At 70.7% G+C, this 18,925-nt stretch carries 14 protein-coding genes; 10 read left to right on the top strand and 4 right to left on the bottom strand.

Annotated features, from left to right (window positions below):
* Window positions 1–10: 10 nt before the first annotated feature.
* On the bottom strand, window positions 11–862 hold the full coding sequence (locus ACN26Y_RS02025; RefSeq protein ID WP_155333784.1) for a MurR/RpiR family transcriptional regulator: 852 nt from the start codon (window positions 860–862) through the stop codon (window positions 11–13).
* Between the two features lie 133 nt (window positions 863–995).
* Between ACN26Y_RS02025 and ACN26Y_RS02020 the strand changes: the two genes are divergently transcribed.
* The 8 genes from ACN26Y_RS02020 to ACN26Y_RS01985 all read left to right on the top strand — a co-directional run bounded on the left by ACN26Y_RS02020 (window position 996) and on the right by ACN26Y_RS01985 (window position 13,777).
* A complete protein-coding gene (locus ACN26Y_RS02020) occupies window positions 996–2,327 on the top strand; it encodes a hypothetical protein (protein WP_422734155.1) in 1,332 nt (443 codons plus the stop codon).
* A gap of 34 nt (window positions 2,328–2,361) precedes the next feature.
* Window positions 2,362–3,900: a S1 family peptidase gene (locus ACN26Y_RS02015; protein WP_422734154.1), complete on the top strand. Its 1,539-nt coding sequence runs from the start codon at window positions 2,362–2,364 to the stop codon at window positions 3,898–3,900.
* The gene (locus ACN26Y_RS02010; protein WP_155333781.1) at window positions 3,887–6,013 is read left to right on the top strand and encodes an acyltransferase family protein; all 2,127 of its coding nucleotides are present in this window, start codon (window positions 3,887–3,889) and stop codon (window positions 6,011–6,013) included. The genes ACN26Y_RS02015 and ACN26Y_RS02010 overlap by 14 nt, the downstream gene beginning before the upstream one ends.
* A 207-nt stretch (window positions 6,014–6,220) precedes the next feature.
* Entirely contained in the window at window positions 6,221–7,279 is a 1,059-nt protein-coding gene (locus ACN26Y_RS02005) for a glycosyltransferase (RefSeq protein WP_230688848.1), read from the top strand.
* 4 nt (window positions 7,280–7,283) lie between these two features.
* A complete protein-coding gene (locus ACN26Y_RS02000; protein ID WP_196255763.1) occupies window positions 7,284–9,968 on the top strand; it encodes a glycosyltransferase in 2,685 nt (894 codons plus the stop codon).
* Window positions 9,969–10,045: 77 nt separating this feature from the next.
* Window positions 10,046–11,221 (top strand): hypothetical protein, encoded by a 1,176-nt coding sequence (locus tag ACN26Y_RS01995; protein WP_155333778.1) that lies wholly within the window; start codon window positions 10,046–10,048, stop codon window positions 11,219–11,221.
* Between the two features lie 28 nt (window positions 11,222–11,249).
* Window positions 11,250–12,518, top strand: coding sequence for a DUF1800 domain-containing protein (locus tag ACN26Y_RS01990; RefSeq protein ID WP_422734153.1), 1,269 nt, complete (start codon window positions 11,250–11,252; stop codon window positions 12,516–12,518).
* A 2-nt stretch (window positions 12,519–12,520) separates the two neighbouring features.
* Window positions 12,521–13,777 carry a DUF1501 domain-containing protein gene (locus ACN26Y_RS01985; protein WP_155334386.1) on the top strand — a complete coding sequence of 419 codons (1,257 nt, stop codon included), beginning with the start codon at window positions 12,521–12,523 and terminating at the stop codon, window positions 13,775–13,777.
* A 12-nt stretch (window positions 13,778–13,789) separates the two neighbouring features.
* Here ACN26Y_RS01985 and ACN26Y_RS01980 read toward each other — a convergent pair whose 3' ends face one another.
* On the bottom strand, window positions 13,790–15,277 hold the full coding sequence (locus ACN26Y_RS01980) for a sugar transferase (RefSeq protein WP_155333776.1): 1,488 nt from the start codon (window positions 15,275–15,277) through the stop codon (window positions 13,790–13,792).
* A gap of 167 nt (window positions 15,278–15,444) precedes the next feature.
* Window positions 15,445–16,512 (bottom strand): LCP family protein, encoded by a 1,068-nt coding sequence (locus tag ACN26Y_RS01975; protein ID WP_155333775.1) that lies wholly within the window; start codon window positions 16,510–16,512, stop codon window positions 15,445–15,447.
* Window positions 16,513–16,629: 117 nt separating this feature from the next.
* On the opposite strand from ACN26Y_RS01975, the gene ACN26Y_RS01970 reads away from it, so the two are divergent.
* The gene (locus ACN26Y_RS01970; RefSeq protein ID WP_155333774.1) at window positions 16,630–17,463 is read left to right on the top strand and encodes a class I SAM-dependent methyltransferase; all 834 of its coding nucleotides are present in this window, start codon (window positions 16,630–16,632) and stop codon (window positions 17,461–17,463) included.
* 4 nt (window positions 17,464–17,467) lie between these two features.
* On the top strand, window positions 17,468–18,286 hold the full coding sequence (locus ACN26Y_RS01965) for an MOSC domain-containing protein (RefSeq protein WP_422734152.1): 819 nt from the start codon (window positions 17,468–17,470) through the stop codon (window positions 18,284–18,286).
* A gap of 15 nt (window positions 18,287–18,301) precedes the next feature.
* Here ACN26Y_RS01965 and ACN26Y_RS01960 read toward each other — a convergent pair whose 3' ends face one another.
* On the bottom strand, window positions 18,302–18,850 hold the full coding sequence (locus tag ACN26Y_RS01960; protein ID WP_155333772.1) for a GNAT family N-acetyltransferase: 549 nt from the start codon (window positions 18,848–18,850) through the stop codon (window positions 18,302–18,304).
* Between the last annotated feature and the right edge of the window lie 75 nt (window positions 18,851–18,925).

Below are 18,925 nucleotides of genomic sequence, written 5' to 3'. Positions count from 1 at the left end.
GAACCTCCTCCTAACCGAGGAACAACTGACGACGGGCGGCGGAGGCTTCGAAGGCCTCCAGCCGGCGTTGGGTTTCGGCGGGCGCGGCGTCGCAGATCGCCTGGAGCAGCACCATGGCCAGGGTCATCGGGGCGGTGTGCAGGTCGAACACGAGCTGGGCGCCGACGGCGGCGGGGAGAACCACGTCGGCGTGCTCGGCGGCCGGGCTGACCGGCGAGTCGGTGATGGCGACGACGCGCAGGCCGGCGTCCCGGGCGTCCCGCAGCGCCTCCAGCGTCTCCCGCGGGTAGCGGGGGAGCACGAAGGCGAGCAGGGCGCTCGCCCCGGCCTCGGCGGCCTGTTCCAGGCGGTCGGCGAGCAGGCTGCCGCCGTCGTCGAGTACCCGTACGTCCGGGTGCACCTTCGCCGCGAAGTACGCGAAGTACGCGGCGAGGGGTGCGGCGGCGCGCAGGCCGAGCACCGGCAGCGGGCGGCTCGCGGCGAGCAGCCGCCCGGTGTCGGCGATCCGGTCCCGGTCGGCGAGCTGGCCGGCGAGCCGGTCCAGGTTCCCGATCTCGGCGCGTACCGCCTGCTGGAGTTCGTTGCCCGCGTCGCCGCGTCCGCCGGCTGAGTCGACGGTCAGCTCGCGGAGGCGGCGGCGCAGGGCGGGGTAGCCGTCGTGGCCGAGCGCCATCGCGAACCGGGTGACCGACGGCTGGCTGACCCCGGCCAGTTCGGCCACCTCGGCGGCCGACAGGTACGCCACGGCCGGGCCGTGCTGCACGAGGCAGTGCGCGATCCGGCGTTGGGTGGGGGTGAGCCGGACCCCCTGGAACAGGTCGAGCACCCGGTCCTCGGGTGCTACGACAGCTCCGTCATTCATGTGCTGACTCTATGCATGAAAACTTTCACAAAGCAACCGGCGGTCCGGTCCGTGAGTGCGGGCCGGCCGGGGCGGGTCGCGCTGGACGCCGGTCGGTAGTATCCGCACGGCGGTTCGACGGAGGAGTGCGCGCATGCAGCCGGAAGGCCCGTACAGGTTCACCCACGCGCTGGGCGGGTCTCCGGTGGGAAAGGCCTGGGCGGCGATCGACGACCAAGGCCGCTTCGTCACCGTGGCGGTGCTGGACGCCGCCGCGGCCGCCGCGCCGGGTTGGCGGGAGGCCTTCGCCGGCATCGCGAACTCGCTGGCGCAGGCACCGGACCCGCTGCCCTACACGTACGCCGACTTCGCGGCCGACTCGCCCTGGGTCGCGTATCCGGCTGATGCGGGACCGGGTGCGGAGCGGCTCTTCCGGGCGCTCGGGGTGGAGTACACGCCGGTTCCGACGGTCGTACCGCCCACCTCCGCCCCGCCGGTGTCCGCCCCGCCGGTGTCGGCCCCGCCGGTGTCCGGCCCGCCGCAGCCGGTGTCCGGAGCGCCTGAACCGGTGTCCGGCATGCCGCAGACACCGTGGGCCGTGCAGGCGACCCCGATCCCCGGCCAGCCGGTATCCGCGTCCCCGCACCCGATCTCGGGCGCACCCGCCTCGCCGGCGGCCCCGGATGCGTCCACCCACGGCCACGTCCACCCGTCGGGCGCGTACGCCTCGCCGACTGCCGTGCCGCCCCGCGATCCGTTCGCCTCGCCGGTCCGCCGCATCACGCCCTCCGCGCCGCGCCGGCGCCGGACGGGGCTCTGGGTCGGGATCGCCGCGCTGGTCCTAGTGGTGCTCGCCGGGGCGGGTGGCATCTTCGTCTGGACGGGTTCAGACGGCAGCGACCAGCCGGAGAACGTGGGGGCCGGTGTCAACGCCGTGCCACCGCCAGTTCCGACGTCGCCACCGCAGTCGCCCGGCATCGAGCCGCCGCAGGCGGGCTCGTGGCCGAAGGACTGGCCGAAATTCACTCCGCAGGACAACGTTCGGACGCTCTCCGATCTGGACGGGCTGGGCTTCACGGTCAAGGTGCCGGCGGACTGGCAGTGCACGCCGGCCGGCCGCGCTGAAGGCTTCGTCAAGTACAACTGCGGCGTCTCCGAAAGCGGAAAGCCGCAGATCGGCGGCGAGTTGATCGTGCGGGACTGCCCGCTCCCGTGCAACGAGGAGCGGCAGGCCACCATGCGGCGGTCCGAGGACGCCTGGGGCCTGCAGTGGATGCGTGGTAGCCAGTTCTCCTCGTACGCCGAATCCAGCCGACTGGAGCTCGACGGTGAGCGCCGGTACGGCCTCGTCGTCGTCGCGTACTGGCGCGGTGGTGACAGCGGCCGAGTCGACCGTCAGCTCGTCCTCCGCATGACGTCGCCGATCGACGGTGCCGGCCGACTGCGGCGGGTCGGCAACCATCTCCGTGACACGCTCATCTTCTGACCGGGCCACCATCCCTTGCCGCGCGGAGACCGACATGCTCTCTGGTAACGCCCTGGCGCGTCGGTCCGCCGTCCTGCTCGGCGTCATCGCGGTCGTGATCGGCGCGGCCCTCCCGGCGGCGGCGGTGCCTGCCTACGACCGGAACGAGCCAGCCACCGCGGTCGCCAGTCCGTCGACGGTCTACCTCGAGTCGACATACACGGGCTACCTCCGCGACGCGAGGGCCGGCACCATGTTCAGCCGGGAGCCCGTGGTGGTCACACGCCGGTGCAGTGGTGTGGTGGTTAGTCCCGACGGGTACGCGGTGACCACCACCGTCTGCGTCCAGCCAAGCAGCGAGGTTCTGCTCGTCAACGCCCTGTATCGGCTGGGTCGCACCCTCGTGCAGGAAGAGAGGCTGGCCGCCGACGAACTGGACGCGTACGTCGCCCGGCTCAAGGACTCGTCGGCGTTCACCGGTCGGAGCCGCGGCACAGCACCGACCCGGACACTGGTCGGACAGTTGGACGTGGCCATCCCGGAAGCCAAGTCGGCTCCGGCCGTCACCGCCGCCGTCACGACGGCGCTGACACCTGTCGACGGCAACGTGGCTCTGGTGAAACTGCGGCGCGCCGGGCTTCCCGCCGTCGAGATCGCCACTGCCTCGGACCTGCTCCCCGGCGCGCCGGCGGTGATCCTCGGATACGGCCGCGACGAGACGGACGACGGTGCTGTCCGCTACGTGGTGCGGACGAGAGCGGTCGAGATTGTCGGGCGTAGCGGGACGAACCGCATCGGCGTCAACGGTCAGATCGGTCCTGACTCGCGCGGTGGCCCGGTCGTGGACGAGTCGGGACGCCTCGTCGCGGTCCTCGACACCGACACGTCCGCCCCCGGCGAACCGGTCCGCGACCTGATCACCGCGGCCACCATCGGCCGGCTTCTCGAGCAGGGCGGTGTGGAGGCCCGACTGGGCGGGGCGGACCGCGCCTTCCGCGGCGCCCTGGGTGACTACTTCGGGGGTCGGTACTCCCAGGCAGTCCGTGGGTTCGACGACGTCCTCGAACAGGATCCCGCCCGTTCCTCGGCACGGATTTACCGGAAGCGCGCCCAGGAACGGCTCCGGCTCGACGGCGACGTGCGGGAGAACGCGGCGGACTGGATGCTGTACCTCCTGTCCGCGGCCAGCGGAGCGTTGATCATCGGCGGGACGAATCTCGCGCAGCGCCTGGCGGTCCGCCCGGCCCAGCCGGCTTCGAAACCCGCCGGAGGCGAATCCGGCCGAGGTACGCACGACCGGCGCCCGCCGGAACGCACGACGCCCCTCGCGGCATCGCCGGCCCCGACGACCCGACCGGCCCCGCCGGCGGCGCCGCCGGCGGGGCCGGTCCGACGGCCGCCCGTCGACGACGACGCGACCGTGGTGCTCTCCCTGGACGCAACGGTCATCCTCCCCCTGGACCGGACGGTCATCCTGCCCCGGATCGAGAGCGCGTCGGAACCTCAGCCGGCACGGCGGCGGACGGCTCGCCCCGCGCCGGCCCCTCCGGACGGCCGACACCTGGATTGGCGAGGACACCATGACGGTCGATGACGTCCAGACGAGACACCGACCGGCACCCTCGCCGGCACGGCGTCCCGCCGTCGGCGGGAGCGAGCGGCCGCCGGACGCCGGCCGGGCGCAGAGCGCCTTCCGGGCCGACATCGAGGGCCTGCGCGCCATCGCCGTGTTGCTGGTCGTGCTGTGGCACGCCGACGTCCCGTTCATCTCCGGCGGGTTCGTCGGCGTGGACGTCTTCTTCGTCATCTCCGGATACCTGATCACCCGAGGAATGGCGGCGGAGGTGGCGTCCCGCGGGCGCCTGTCACTCAGCCGGTTCTACGCCCGGCGGGCGAAGCGGCTGCTCCCCAGCGCCGCGCTCGTCCTGCTCGCCGCTCTGCCTCTCACGTACGTCTTCCTGCCGGACATCCGGTGGCGGGACACAGCGTGGGACGTGGTGAGCAGCGCGCTCTACCTGATCAACTGGCGGCTCGCCGACCAAGCCGTCGACTACCTCGCCGCCGAGCAGGCCCCGAGCATCGTCCAGCACTACTGGTCGCTCGCGGTCGAGGAGCAGTTCTACCTGCTGTGGCCGTTGCTGCTGGCCGGCGTCGCCTGGTGGGCCCGGCGGAGGACCGGCACCCGACCGCGCTTCGGCGCTCTCGCGGTCGCAATGGTGGCCGTCGTGGGGCTCGCTTCCTTTGCGTGGTCGGTGTTGCTGGTCGAGACGGACCCCGGCCGCGCCTACTTCGTCACCACCGGGCGGATCTGGGAACTCGCGATCGGCGCGCTGCTGGCGCTGGTTCCTCTGCGACTCCCCGGCGCCGTGGCGTCCGCCCTGGGCTGGATCGGCATCGCCGCCATCGCCGGCTCCGCGGTGGTGCTGGACACCTCGACGCCCTTCCCCGGCGTGCTGGCGGTGCCCGCGACCATCGGGACCGCCCTGGTCATCGCAGCCGGTACGGCCGCTCGGCACGGGCCGGTGACCGTCCTGCGCCTGACGCCGCTGCAGTTCGTCGGCGGCATCTCGTACACCCTCTATCTGTGGCACTGGCCGCTGCTCGTGGTGCTGACCGCCAGCACAGAAGAGTCGGGTTTCACGGCACGGGCAGTCGCGGTGGCGCTGTCGGTCCTGCTCGCGTACCTGACCAGTCGGTTGGTTGAACGGCCGGTCTGGCACTCCCGCAAGCTGTCAGTGCGGCCCCGGGCCGCGCTCGCGGTGGGCCTGGCGTGCACACTGCTGGTGGTCTACGCCGGTGTGGTCTTCAACTTCGCGACCGCGCCGTCGCGGGCCGGGGCGGCAGCCGTGTGGGGCGCGCCCGGCGCAGCCGCTCTCGCGGCGGGCAACGGCACGACCGCCGGCGATCCCGTCGATCACGCTTCAGTCATCGTGCCTGACCCTTCCGTGGCTCGGGACGATCTGCCCTCGGTGTACGCCGACAACTGCCACGCCGACAAGCCGGACACCGAGATCCGCAAGTGCACCTATGGCGGCCCCGCCCCCACGAGCACCGTCGTGCTGATCGGTGACTCGCACGCCGCGCAGTGGGTGCCGGCCCTCCGCACCGTCGCGGAGCGGCGGAACTGGAAGCTCGTGACCTACACCAAGTCCCAGTGCCCCTTTCTTGACGCCCAGGTGGCAGACGGCAGGAACGTGAACCGGAGCTGTGCGACCTGGAACCAGGGGGTCCGGCGCGCGCTGGCCGACGACCGCCCGGATTTGATCTTCACGAGCAGTTTCAACTACTCGGTGCATCGGGACGGGGCAGTGCTGAAGGGGACGGAGAACCGGACGGCGCTGGTGGAGTCGATGCGCCAGACTTGGCAGGGGCTTACCGAGGTGGCGCCCGTGGTGGTCCTGCGGGACAGTCCGGCGCCGCGCATCGACATCGCCGACTGTGTTTCCGGCAATCGGAACCAGCTGACCCGCTGCGCGGTCGCCCGGGACGAAGCCCTGGCCGGCATCGGGCCGCTCCAGGTCGAAGCCGCGGAGGGTGCACCGGAGGTGCATCTGGTCGACCTCACCGACGCCATCTGTCCGGCATCTCGCTGCGCGGCGGTGATCGGCGGCGTGCTGGTCTACCGGGACGCCAACCACTTGACGGCGACCTACGTGCAGACGCTGGCGCCGCAGCTGGACGAACAGCTGGCGGCAGCCGTGGGGTGATCGCTTCACGACGCCGGGGGGCCGTCCTCAGATGTGTTGACATGGTCGACCCGAGCGGCTTTATTGATACGGCCCTGACACGTCCCGTCGCCGACTACCTGGGCGACGGTCTTTTCCGAGCAGAGGAAGTGAACGGCCATCACCGAGGTCTCTCCTGCCGTCCGGAGCGAACTTGCTCCCCTGCTGGCAGGCAAGTCGGTTGCCCTGGTGCACGAGTGGTTCGGTGCGACGGGTGGTTCAGAGAACGTCTTCCTGGCGCTGCGCGAGGTGCTGCCGGACTCGACAGGTTTCGTGCTGTGGCGCGACCGCGACGCCCGACGCGGCCTCGATCTGAGGGAGTCGTGGCTCGCGCGTACACCGCTGCGGCGGTCGAAGGCGCTGGCGTTACCGGTCATGCCCCTGGCGTGGCGCACGCTGACCCGCGAGCGGTTCGACGTCGTCCTCTCGTCGAGCCACGCGTTCGCACACACGGTGAAGATTCCCGCTTCGCCGGACACGCGTTATCTCAGCTACATCCACTCGCCGGCCCGCTACCTCTGGAGCCCCGACTTCGACGGCCGGGGGTCCGGAGGTCTGCTGTCCGCGCCCCGCGCCGTGCTCCGTGCGGCCGACGTCCGGTTCAGCCGGCACGTCAACAGCTACGCCGCGAACTCGCGGGAGGTGCAGTCCCGTATCCAGCGGTTCTGGAAACGTGACGCCCGGATCATTCACCCACCCGTCGACGTGGACTACTTCACGACGGTTCCGGAGCAGCAGCGTCGGCAGGACCGCGCATACCTGTTGGGTGTCGGTCGTTGGATCCCGTACAAGAAGTTCGACCTGATGATCGACATTGCGGACGCGGCGGGGCTGCCGCTGGTCATCGCGGGTTCCGGGCCGGAGGAGGAGTCGCTGCGTCGCCGGGCGGCGGCGGCCAGCGTTCCTGTCGTCTTCGAGGTCCAGCCGTCGCGGGAACGGCTTCGCGAGCTGTACTGGGGCGCGAAGTGCCTGCTCTTCCCCACCCACGAGGACTTCGGCATCATCCCCGTGGAGGCCATGGCGTGCGGCACGCCCGTGCTCGGGCTTCGCCGGGGCGGTGTGCTGGAGACGGTGGTCGACGGGGAAACCGGCTTCCTGGTGGATTCGAGCGACCCGCGGGAGTACGCCGGGGTGCTCCGGCACGTGGACCAGCTGAACCGTGAGCGGGTCCAGGCCCATGCCTCGGTGTTTTCCGCCTCGGTCTTCCGCGCGAAGGTGACGGCCTGGGTCTCCGATGAGACGTCCTGACGCCGTGCCGCCTGACGGTACGTGGGCACCCCGCTCACGTGCCGTCACCCCGGCGGCGGTCGTCGGGTGGCTCGCGATCATCGCTGCCCTCGGTGTCACCACGGTGCTTCCCCGCCCCACGGTCGCGGGGTTCCTCGGTCTAGTCGCGGTCGCGGTATGTCTTGCGGCTCTCTACCAAACCACACTGTCCGGAACGTTCACCCCGGTCGCCGTGACGTTCTGGGCCTTCGTCGCGGTGTGGGTTGGCTTCGCGCCGCTGCTTCAGATCCGGGATCGGCGTCTGCCGTGGCCCGATCTCCCCCTCGACCAGCACTACGTCAGTGCGCAGGTCATCCTGCTCTTCGCGGTCGTGGCATGGTGGGTGGGCAACACCCGTCGGGTCCCCGCCCCGCGTCCATCGACATCCCGGCGTACCCGCCTCACGATCGAGAAGGCCGTCGTCGTGACCGGGCTCGCGGTCGTCCTGGCCGTCGTCTGCCTGCCGATGACCGGCGGGCTGGCCGTCCGGTTCACCAGCCGCGACGATCTCCAGCGCGCGATCGCCGAAGAGGGTCTGAAGAGCCAGCAGGACCTGGCGCTGCTCGGCCTGCTCAGCACGTTCCCGGCCGCCGTCAGCGCCGTCGCCCTCGTGCTCTGCCTGGTCTGCTGGCGCAGTCAGAACTGGGCTGACCGGCGGGGGCGGTCGATGGTGCTGACCGCCACCGGCACCGCCGTCGTCCTCAACCTGATCTACAACAACCCTCTGTCCGCCAACCGCTTTGCGGCCTTCGGGGTCCTGCTCGCCGCCGGCCTTGCGATCGTGCGGTTCGACCGGCAGATCTGGCGGACGCTGTTCTCGATCGGGATGCTCCTTGGCCTCGCCGTCATCTACCCCCTGGCGAACCTGTTCCGAAACGAGCGGTCCCGCGGCAATCTCCGACTGGGCTTGGACGCCTACTACACCTGGGACTTCGACGGCTTCCAGCAGACGGTCAACGCCGTCCACCACGTGGGGGTGGGCGGCCACACGTGGGGCCACCATTTCATCTCGGCGCTGCTGTTCTGGGTGCCCCGGTCCGTCTGGGAGGGCAAAGCGATCCCGGCAGGCAACGCCGTGGCCGCCAGCCGGGGCTACGAGTTCCAGAACCTGGCCCTACCGTTCTGGGCCGAGACGTACCTGGAGTTCAGCTTCGTCGGCGTGGTGGTGCTGTTCTTCTTCTACGGGAAGCTCGCGCGGCGACTCGACATCGCATTGACCGGCCCGGCGGCCAGCCTGGGCACCGCCCTCACCGTGATGTTCGCCGCATTGCAGATCGGCCTCCTACGCGGGCCTCTCGGCGCGCAGATCCCGTTTGTTGGTGCTGCCTTCGTGGTGCTCGTCGTCGGGGTCGCGGCGTGGGCCGGCCCGCAGTGGGGCCTCACCCGCACGCCCACGCCTGTGGACGACCGCCCACCGGCCGACGACCCGACCGGCAGAGTAGTGGAGAAGCCCTGGATGAGTGACCCCTTGCCCAAAGTCGCTGTCCTGGCCGACTGGTGGTGGCCGAACGACGTTGGCGGTGCGGAGCGGTCGGCTCGCGAGGCGGCGTTGGAACTGGCCCGATCCGCCCAGGTGTCGGTCTTCGTTCCGGCCGCCGTGGAGACGTCCTACACCGACGGCCCCCTGTCCGTGCACGCCGTACGCCGGCCCTTCGCGCGCCGGGTTCACGCGGACACCCGGGTCCGCCGGGGTCTGGAGTTCATCAGCGCCTGGCTGGTCCCCTGGACCGCGTCCCGCCTGGCGCGCCGGATCCGGGCCTTTCACCCCGACGTCGTCGTCGCAACGAACGTCTCACGTACCGGACCGTGGCTGCTGCGCTCCGTGAAAGCGGACGGGCTGCGGTACGTCCGGGTCTTCCACGACCTGAGCGACACCTGCTGGCGCCGATCGCGGCTCAAGGGGGCGCGCAGCTGCGAAACCGTCTGCGGTGAGTGCCAGGTCAAGGCGCGGATCATGCGCAATGCCACCCCACGTGACGCGGTGAGCGTCTGCGTCTCCGGCTTCGTCCGAGACGAGCTGGTCGCTTCGGGCCTCGTCAACCCGGCGGAGAGCCTGGTCGGTTATCCGCTGATCGGCCCGGCCGAGCCGGTCCGGGTGCCGCGTCGGAACGGGGACGGACTGGTCATCGGATACATCGGCCGAGTCAGCCCGGTGAAGGGCATCGAGTCGGCGATCCGTACCGCGGCTGCCTACCAGCGCCGCACCGGCATCACCGTCACCGTGCTGGTCGCCGGCACCGGGCAGGCCGCCTATGTCAGGGCGCTGGTCGAGCTTGCCCGGGCCGAGGGCGTCGATATCCGCGTTCCGGGGCACCTGCCCGTTGACGAGTTCTGCCGGTTGGTCGACGTCGTGCTGATTCCGTCCCGGTGGATGGAGCCCTTCGGCCGGGTCGCCGTCGAGGTCGGGCGCGCCGGGAAGCCCATGCTGGTCTCACCACTGGGCGGCCTGCCCGAAGCCGCCGCCGTCTCCGGCGGAGACTACGCGTTCGCGGACTTCCAGGACCCCCAGGCGGCTGCCGTCGCGCTGGCTGGCCTGCTCGACGGGTCGGCACGCAAGACCCCGTCGGCGGCGTCTGCGACGACGGCAGGCACGCTCAAGGAAGGCGTTGTCGCCGCTGCCCGGCATGTGCTCTCAGGCGCCGTCGAGATGACCGCGGGACGGCAGCGGTGACTCACACGACGAACAAGTCTCGGTCCGGCGGACGGAACTGGGCGCGGCTCGCCCTGACGCTGGGACAGTTCGCCCTCATGGGCACGAGCCTGATCTTCAGTCTCTCGCTCGCCTACGCGGGTGATCTGTCCGCGGTCGGCGCCGTGGCGCCTGCCATGCTGGTCTTCCAGCTGACCTGCGGTGTCCTGCAGCGGGCGCTCGCCGAGGCGACGCTGCTGAGTTCGGCGAACGCCGAGCAGGCGGCGGAGCGGTTGGACTGTCAGCGGTCGGTGGCCGGCGCATTGGCCGGCGGCGTCGTCGGAGCCGTCGTGGCGGTGGGGTCGGCGCTCATGGTGCCCGGAGCGCCGATCGAACTCGCGGTCGCCTACGCGGCGGGAATCCCCTTCGCGATTGCGCTGGATATCGGCCGCTCCGCCGGCGTTGCCGCCGGGGCCGCGCGGTCCGTCTTCGGGGAGACGGCTATCTGGTTGGCGGCGCAACTCGCGCTGATGGTCGCCTTCGCCGCCGTGCGTTCACCGCTGGGCGTCTGCCTGTCCTGGGCGGTCGTGAACGTCGTCTTCTTCCTGGCCTCCGCTCGTCACCCCGACCGGCGCCCACTCGTGGCCGGCCTGGGCGCGTGGGTCCGGTCACGGCGGGGGGTGATGGGCCCCGCCTCGATCGACGCCTTCCTCGTCGGACTTACGCCGCTGCTCGCCGTGCAGGTCACCGCCTTCGTCGCAGGGGCGGCCACGCTCGGCGTCATCCGGATCGTCCAGCAGCTGTTCGCGCCGCTGGCGTTCGTGTCGATCACGTTCCGCCGGGTGCTTGTCTACCAGCGCAAGGCTGATGTCGGTACGACGCGACGGCAGGACTTCCGGGACGGCGTGGTGGCCCTGTCGCTGATGGCCGCCGGCGCGGCCGTCCTCGGGGTGGCGGTCGTCGTCGGCCGCGAACTCGTGCCGGCGCTGTCCTTCATTCCCGTGGGGTACGTGCTGGTCGCGGCCGGCCTGGAAAAGGCCGCACTCGGCTTCTCCTACGGCTGTTCGCTGAGCCGGTTCGTGCGCGGCGAGTTCACGCAGCTCCTGCGCGCCCGTTACGTCATGCTCGGCCTGACGGTGATCGTCGCACCGCTGCTGACCGCCGGGTTCGGTGCGCCCGGGTACCTGGTCGGCTCGGCCCTCGGAATGCTCGTCTACTCGGTCGTCGTCCTCGCCCTGCCCACCGGTCAGCGGCCGCCGGTGACGCTCGTGCGTGCGGGTGCCCAGGTTTCGTGATGCGACCTTCTCCTCTAGGTTGTCGTCCATGAGCGACAGTATCGGCCTGCTGCTGTGGCGCGCCGGCTTTGGTGCGACGGCCGTGGAGCTCGCCGCCGCCCGTCAGGCCGGCTACGACGCCGCGCTGTCGGCGGTGGTCGCTCCTCCGGGGCCGGACGTCGGCGCGACCAGGGCACCTGTCCCCGACCTGGGGCCGGATGCCTACGCGGGCAAGCGTGACTTGACCTATGAGGAGAAGGTCAGGCTGGAGAGCCTCCGGACGGCCCAGACTGAGCAGCTCACCCAGTGGTGGCTCGACCGGATGACGGTGGCCAGCCACCAGGCCGTGGAGAAGCTGGTGTTCTTCTGGCACGGGCACTGGGCCACGTCGGTGAAGAAGGTGCGCAGCCCGCAGCTGATGCTCAAGCAGCACCGGACCCTACGCACCGCTCCCGACTTCAGGACGATGGCGCGGCTGATGGTCGTCGACGCCGCGCTGAACCACTATCTGGACGGCCAGCTCAACATCAGAGACGCGCCCAACGAGAACCTTGCCCGCGAACTGTTCGAGCTGTTCACGTTGGGCATCGGCCATTACTCCGAAAAGGACGTCAAGGAGGCAGGACGGGCACTCACCGGATGGCGGTTCAGCCTGACGAAGGGCGCGTCGGTCTTCGACCCCGCCGCCCATGACGGAGGCAGCAAGACCATCCTCGGCCGGACGGGGGCGTTCACGGCGAGCAGCCTCGTCGAGCTGTTGCTGGAACAGCCGGCCTGCCCCCGGTTCATCGCCTCCCGCCTCTGGTTCCGCTACGGATCGTCCGCCACCCCCGTTCCTCAGCAACTGATGGAGAAGATGGCCCAGGCGTTCCCGGCACCTATGGCCATGCTCCGGGTGCTGTTCGAGGACGAGGCGTTCCGGGCGACCGCCGGTTCGATGGTGAAGCAGCCGGTCGAATGGCTCGTCGGGGCCATGCGTCAACTGGGGCTGCGGTTCGCCGGCCTCCCCGCCGAGACCCGCGCGGCCGTCGTCCGTGACCTGGAGAGCCTGGGTCAGCTGCCGTTCGCCCCACCCAACGTGGGCGGCTGGCCCGCCGGTGGTGCCTGGCTCACGTCGGCCGCGGCCCAGGTGCGGCTGCGGCTCGCCGGACGGCTCGTCGACCATGTTTCGGTCGGGACGCTGACGCCGGAGAGTGTGGCGTACCTCCTCTGCGTTGAACGTTGGACGAACCGGACGTACGCCGTGCTGCGCGGCGCGCAGGACCGGCGACAGTTGTTGATACTTGGGTTGGTGAGCCCGGAGTACCTGCTGACATGACCATGGACACATTGACACGACGTCGTTTCCTCCTCGCCTCGGGGGTCACCGCCGGAGCGGCTCTCGCCGCCGGCGCGGGCGGCCTCGGGTTCGCCGAGCTGCTACGGACCGCGGAGGCCGATCCGACCGCCGCGGCGCGGACGAAGAAGCTCGTCCTAGTGACGCTCTACGGCGGCAACGATGGGCTCAACACCGTCGTCCCGTACGCCGACCCCGCGTACCACGACGCCCGGCCACAGTTGGCGTACGACCCGGAGAAGGTTCTCCACCTGGACGACACGCTGGGTCTGAACCCACGCATGCGGGGCATGAAGCGGCTCTGGGACGAGAAGAGGCTGGCGGTCGTGCTCGGAGTGGGGTATCCGAAGCCGGACCGTAGCCACTTCCGCTCCATGGACATCTGGCAGACCGCCTCGCCGCAGGAGGCCGTGTCCACGGGCTGGATAGGTCGTTGGCTGGACGGAACGCAGGCCGTGCCGGAAGCCGCAGTCAGCTTCGAGCCGGTGCTGCCGCCGGTGCTCGCAGGACAGACTCGGGCTGGCTCCTGTGTCGGGGTCGCGGGGCTTGAGCTTCCCCCTGGGATCACACCCGCGGCGGTCTCGGCGCTGGGGCAACCTGAGCCGGGCGAACCCGAGCTTCAGGCCCGCGCAGCCGCGGCGTACCGGGACCTGCTGCGGGTCGAAGGGCTGGTACGTGGCGCGGAGCAGCAGCACAACGCCGCGCCGGGCGGAGCGGAGGAGGAGATTCTCGCGACGGGGCCGGGCAGCCGCAGCGTACTGGAAACTCAGTTGGGTCTGGTGGCCCGCTGCGTCGAGGCCGGCGTACCGACCCGGGTCTACTCGGTGAGCCTCGACGGGTTCGACACCCACGCGAAGGAACTGGCCGGCCACGAAAGCCTGCTGAGCCGCCTCGACCGGGCACTGTCGGCCTTCCTCGCGCGGATGGCACGGACCGAGTCGGGGCGCCAGGTGACCGTGGTCGTCTACAGCGAGTTCGGCCGGCGCGTCCGCGCCAACGCCTCGCAGGGGACCGACCACGGGACGGCCGGGCCGTTGTTCGTGCTGGGCCCGCAGGTGGCCGGCGGGTTCTACGGTGAGCAGCCGAGCCTGACCAACCTGGACGAAGGCGATCTCAAGGCGACGACGGATTTCCGTGACGTCTTTGGCGCCGTCCTGGCCTCGGTGCTTGAGGCCGACCCCGACCGGTACCTCGGCGTCGGGTACCGGTCGAAGCCGCTGCCGTTGTTCACCGCGGACTGAGTTGTCGGCCGCTCAGCGGCCGCCGCCGCGGAACACCTCCGCCACCGTCCGGAGCACCACCTTGACGTCCAGCCAGAGCGACCAGTTCTCGATGTAGTAGTTGTCGAACCGGGCGCGGTCGGAGATCGGCGTGTCGCCTCGCAGGCCACTGACCTGTGCGAGCCCGGTGAGTCCGACAGGGACGCGGTGACGCGACGCGTAGTTGGGGTACTCCGCCGAGAACTTCTCGACGAAGTACGGCCGCTCCGGCCGGGGTCCGACGACGCTCATGTCACCCCGCAGGATGTTCCACAGCTGCGGCAGTTCATCCAGTGACGTCCGGCGCATGAATCGCCCGATGGGACCGACCCGATTGTCGTGCGCGATCGACCAGTTCGTCTGCGACTCCTGCTCGTTCACCGGCCGCATCGACCGGAACTTGACCACCTTGAAGGGCTTGCCGTACCGGCCGATCCGCTCCTGGTAGAAGAAGATGCCTGGACCCCCGTCGATGAAGGTGGCGATGGCGCAGAGTAGCAACACCGGGCTCAACGCGAGCAGCGCCGTCGCGGCTACCAGTACGTCGGACGCCCGCTTGATGGCCCACCGCGGACCGGAGAGCGAGATGTCACCGATCTTGAGGATCGGAATGGCGCCGATGTGGTCGGGATATCCGCCCTGAGAGCGAGAGCCCCACAGGCGCGGCACCGCCCAGAGGTCGCAGCGTGAGCTGCGGGGCCGGAGCAGGGTCTCCATGAGAGTGGACTCGAGGCAATCCGGATCGGCGATGACCAGGACCTCGCACTCCAGCAGCCGGACGAGGTGTTCGAGGTCGTCGAGGGTGCCGCTCGGCGGTAGTGCCCCGCTGCCCTGGCGCGACGGGGCATCGACGCAACCGACGAACCGCAGGCCGTACTGCGGGTAACGACGCAGCAACCGCGCGAGCTCGACGCCGATGGGACCGCTGCCGATGATGATGGCGTTGTGCTCCACCCATCGACGCTTCCGCAGGAGGATGGTGAGCGCCCGGCTGACCGCACGGCCGAGGATCACGAGCCCGGCCGAGAGCGCGACACCGCGCATGAACCCGCCCACGTAGGCCACCGAGGCGTGACGCTCCGCCGCGATGATGGCCACCACCGCGGCGGAGGCGAGCAGCCGCCCGGAGAGGATCGGCAGCTCGTCGAGGATGCTCACGTGCCGGCGGGGCCGGTAGAGCCCGCCGGCCGCGAAGAAGGCCACCGTGAGGGCGGCGTTGGCAAGCGTCCCGCGCCAGTGGTCCTGGGACAGCAGCAGCGGGGCGACCAGCGCGGCGACGTCGATCGGAACCGTCATCATCCACGCTCGCAGCCACCGGGTGCTGGACGAGGCGCGGGACTTCGCGTACGGCAGGACGGCGGTGGTGTCGAGACCAGCCCGCGCCGAGTCGGTAGGTTCGGTCGGAACCGGAACGGACGGGAGCGCGGCCAGGAGGCCCGCGCCACCCGCGGCGTCATGCTGCGACGGCAACGTCTGCTGCATCATCCCTTCCAAGCGCGGCGAGGGCGCAGAAGGGCTCGTCGTCGGCTGGCTGGACATGGGCGGTCCTTTCCCCGTGGATGCCCTGGGTCACGAGACGACTCAAAGGGCGACCGCAGGATATGACCGGGCCGGACCCGTCGCCATAGCCGGCAAGACAGTTCACATTCCTACTTTGCGGTGGACAGGATCTCCGGCACCGCGTCGCGCCGGACCGCGTCGAACAGACGCTTCGCCTTCTCCGTGTCGACCAGGACGACGCTCTCGTTGCCGATCCGGCCGGTCCCCTTCGTGGGACAGGTGAAGAACCCGAGGTTGCCGCTGCGAAGGTGGCGGAGTTCCATCGCCAGGTCCAGCAGGGACATCGACTCGTCCACCGCCACGGCGTCCGCCGTTGCTCGCACGAACGAGTTCAGCTTGGCGGGGTTGGCGAGAACGCCGCCAGAGGCCGCCTTGTCCAGGATCGCCTTGATGACCTGCTGCTGGTGCTTGATGCGGGTGAAGTCGCCGTTGGCGAAGGCGTAGCGCTCGCGGGCGTAGTCCAGCGCGGCGGACCCATCCATGGTCTGCCGGCCCGCGACGAACTCCCGCCGCCCGCCGGGATTCAGCGAGTGCGTCGAGGTGAAACCCTTGTCGACGGTGATCTCGATACCGCCGAGAGCGTCGACGATCTCCTTGAAACCCGCGAAGTCGACCATCGTGACGTGGTCGACGCGGACGCCGGTGAACTCCTCGACCGTCTGGACCATCAGCGGAACGCCACCCCACGCGTACGATGCGTTGATCTTCGCGTTCCGGCCGCCCCGCCCCTCCGGCGACTTCGGCACGTTCACCCAGGTGTCCCGGGGGATCGAGATGAGCTGGGCGCTCGACCGGTCCGCGGGAAGGTGGGCCAGGATGATCGTGTCGGTCCGGGAACCGGAACTGTTGTCCGGGTCGCGGGAGTCGCTGCCCAGCATCATGATGTTCATGGCGCCCTTTGCCACGACCTGCGGCCGGGACTCCTCGGGCACGCCTCCGAAGGCGTCGACACGTTCGATGCCGGATTCGACTGAGCGGAGGTACAACCCACCCGCGATCATGCCGCCGCCGCCGACCAACGCCAGCACGAGGAAGGTGATCAGAGCGACCTTTTGCCACCGCGGACGCCGCCGGCGGGTGGTGTTGGTCGGCTCCGGTTCCCGATGGAGGTCGAAAAGCTGAGTCTCGGGCTCCGCGTACGACTGGCGCTCTCGCATGGCGTGATGCTACTGAGTCGGGCTCGCGACCGCGTACCCCCGTCCGGGCGCGGCGGGTGGCGTCATGAATGAAAACTTTCATCCCAACGGGCGGGCCACGGCTGGTAGAACGCTCCCGTGGATCGAATCAAGCTCCGGCGGGCCATCGCCCGCACCCGGCTCGCCCCCGTCGCCGCCTTCCCCAAGCGCCTCCGGGCGGTCGCCCGCTACGACGCGAAGGTGCTGAGCACCTCGGCACGCTGGCTGGTCCAGTCCCGCGAGCATCACAACTACACGTACGACCTGACCCCGCTGAGCCGCAACCACCTCGCCTGGTTCGTCAGCGTCGTCTGCGACATCCCGGTCAAGCAGGTCCGGGCGTACCTCGACGAGATCGAGGCCGACGACAACCTGCGGCAGCACCTCCAGCAGGCGATCGCCGGTGCCGAGCGCCGCGGCCTCGCCGACAAGCAGATCCGGTACGCCCGCCGCATCGGCTGGTACGCGATCGTGCGCGCCGCCAAGCCGAAGCACATCGTGGAGACCGGCGTCGACAAGGGCCTGGGCAGCGTCGTGCTCGCCGCCGCCCTGCTGCGCAACGCCGCCGAGGGGCACCCCGGCCGGGTCACCTCGCTGGACATCAACCCCGAGGCCGGCTACCTGGCCAAGGTGGAGCCCTGGTCCGAGGTGGTGGACCTGGTGATCGGCGACTCGCTCGCCTCGATCGCCGCCCTGGACCGGCCGGTCGACCTCTTCCTCCACGACAGCGACCACAGCACCGCCCATGAGCGGCGCGAGTTCACCGCCGTCGAGCCGAAGCTCGCCCCCGGTGCCCTCCTGCTCACCGACAACGTGACGATCACCAACGTCCTCGCCGAGCACGCCGAGCGCACCGGCCGGAAGTTCCTCGCCTACCGCGAGACGCCCGCCAACCACTGGTACCCGGGGGACGGTATCGGCGTGGCATGGTAGGGCGGTGCAACTGAGCGCGATCCACACGTACCCCGTCAAGGGGTGTCACCGGCTCGACCACGACGGCGCGCAGGTGCGGCCGTGGGGCCTGGCCGGCGACCGGCGTTGGATGGTCGTCGACGCCGCCGGCGTCGGCGTCACCCAGCGCGAGGTCGCCGGCCTGGTCGCGGTGCGGGCGGAGGCCCGCGACGGCGGACTGACCCTGCGTGCCCACGGTCATCGCGACCTCGACGTCCCGGAGCCGTCCGACGGTGAGCCGGTCGCGGTCCGCACCTTCCGCAGCCGGAAGCTGCCGGTGCCCGCGCTCCCGGCTGGGCCGGCGGCGGACGCGTGGTTCAGCGCCCTGCTCGACCGGCCGGTCCGCCTGGTCTGGCTGGCCCGGCCGACCCGCCACATCCCCGCCGAGGACCGGGAGCACGACACCGGCGACCAGGTCAGCTTCGCCGACGCCTACCCGCTGCTGCTGGCCAACGCGGCCTCGCTCGACGCGCTCAACGGGTGGCTCGCCGACGCCGGCGAGCCACCGGTGCCGATGACCCGCTTCCGCCCCAACCTCGTGGTCGAGGGCGTCACCGCCTGGGCCGAGGACGAATGGGTCGGGCGGCCGCTGCGCATCGGCGGCGTGCGCTTCCGCGCCGCCGGGCCGTGCGACCGCTGCGTGGTAACCACCACCGACCAGGAGACCGGCGTACGCGGCAAGGAGCCGCTGCGCACCTTGGGGCGGTACCGCAACGTGCGGCAGAAGCTCCTCTTCGGACTGAACCTGGTACCCGTGACGACCGGCCGCGTCGCCGTGGGCGACGAGGTGGTCGTGGACGGGTGACCGTTCCCGGTGGGCTCACGCCGGGGCCGTGACAGCCCCGGTCAGGTCCAGCCACATGAAGATCTCGTCGCGGTCGTCCCCGGGTGCCACCCGGAGCGCGCCGGGCAGCCGGCCGACCTCGCGGTACCCGAGCCGCCGGTAGAACCGATCCAGGCCCAACCCGTCACGGACGGTGACCTGCAGCGCCTGGAAGCCCAGCCGGCGGCCCACCCGCTCGGCCTCGCGCATCAGGTCGAGGCCACAACCGTGGCCCTGCGTGTCGGGGTGGACCATCACCCGGGTCAGCACCCGGTAGTGGGTCTTCAGGTGGAACCGGTTGTCGGTGAAGATCGCCATGGCTGCCAGCCGCTCGCCCGCGTACCCGACCAGCAGCCGATCCGGGCCGTCGGCGATTCCCGCGAGGGTCGGATCGGCGATGGTGCGGACGTCGGTGGCGGTGACCGGCGCGACGAAGCCGACCGCACCGCCGGCGTTGGTGACGTCGACCCAGAGCGCGACGATCTCCTCCCGCAGCTCGGGCGTCAGGTCAGGGTCGAGGACGAAGCGCAGAGTCACGCCGGCCATCCTGACCTGGGCGCCGGGACCCGTACCCGTGATGGTGACGCGTCTGACACCCGCCCTCGACGAGTGACAGCGCGC

The organism is Micromonospora sp. WMMD558 (assembly GCF_049315255.1).
In the GTDB taxonomy this organism is placed as follows: Bacteria; Actinomycetota; Actinomycetes; order Mycobacteriales; family Micromonosporaceae; genus Micromonospora.
The sequence above is the reverse complement of the archived record's forward strand: the minus strand, read 5'-3'. Positions and strand labels throughout refer to the sequence as shown.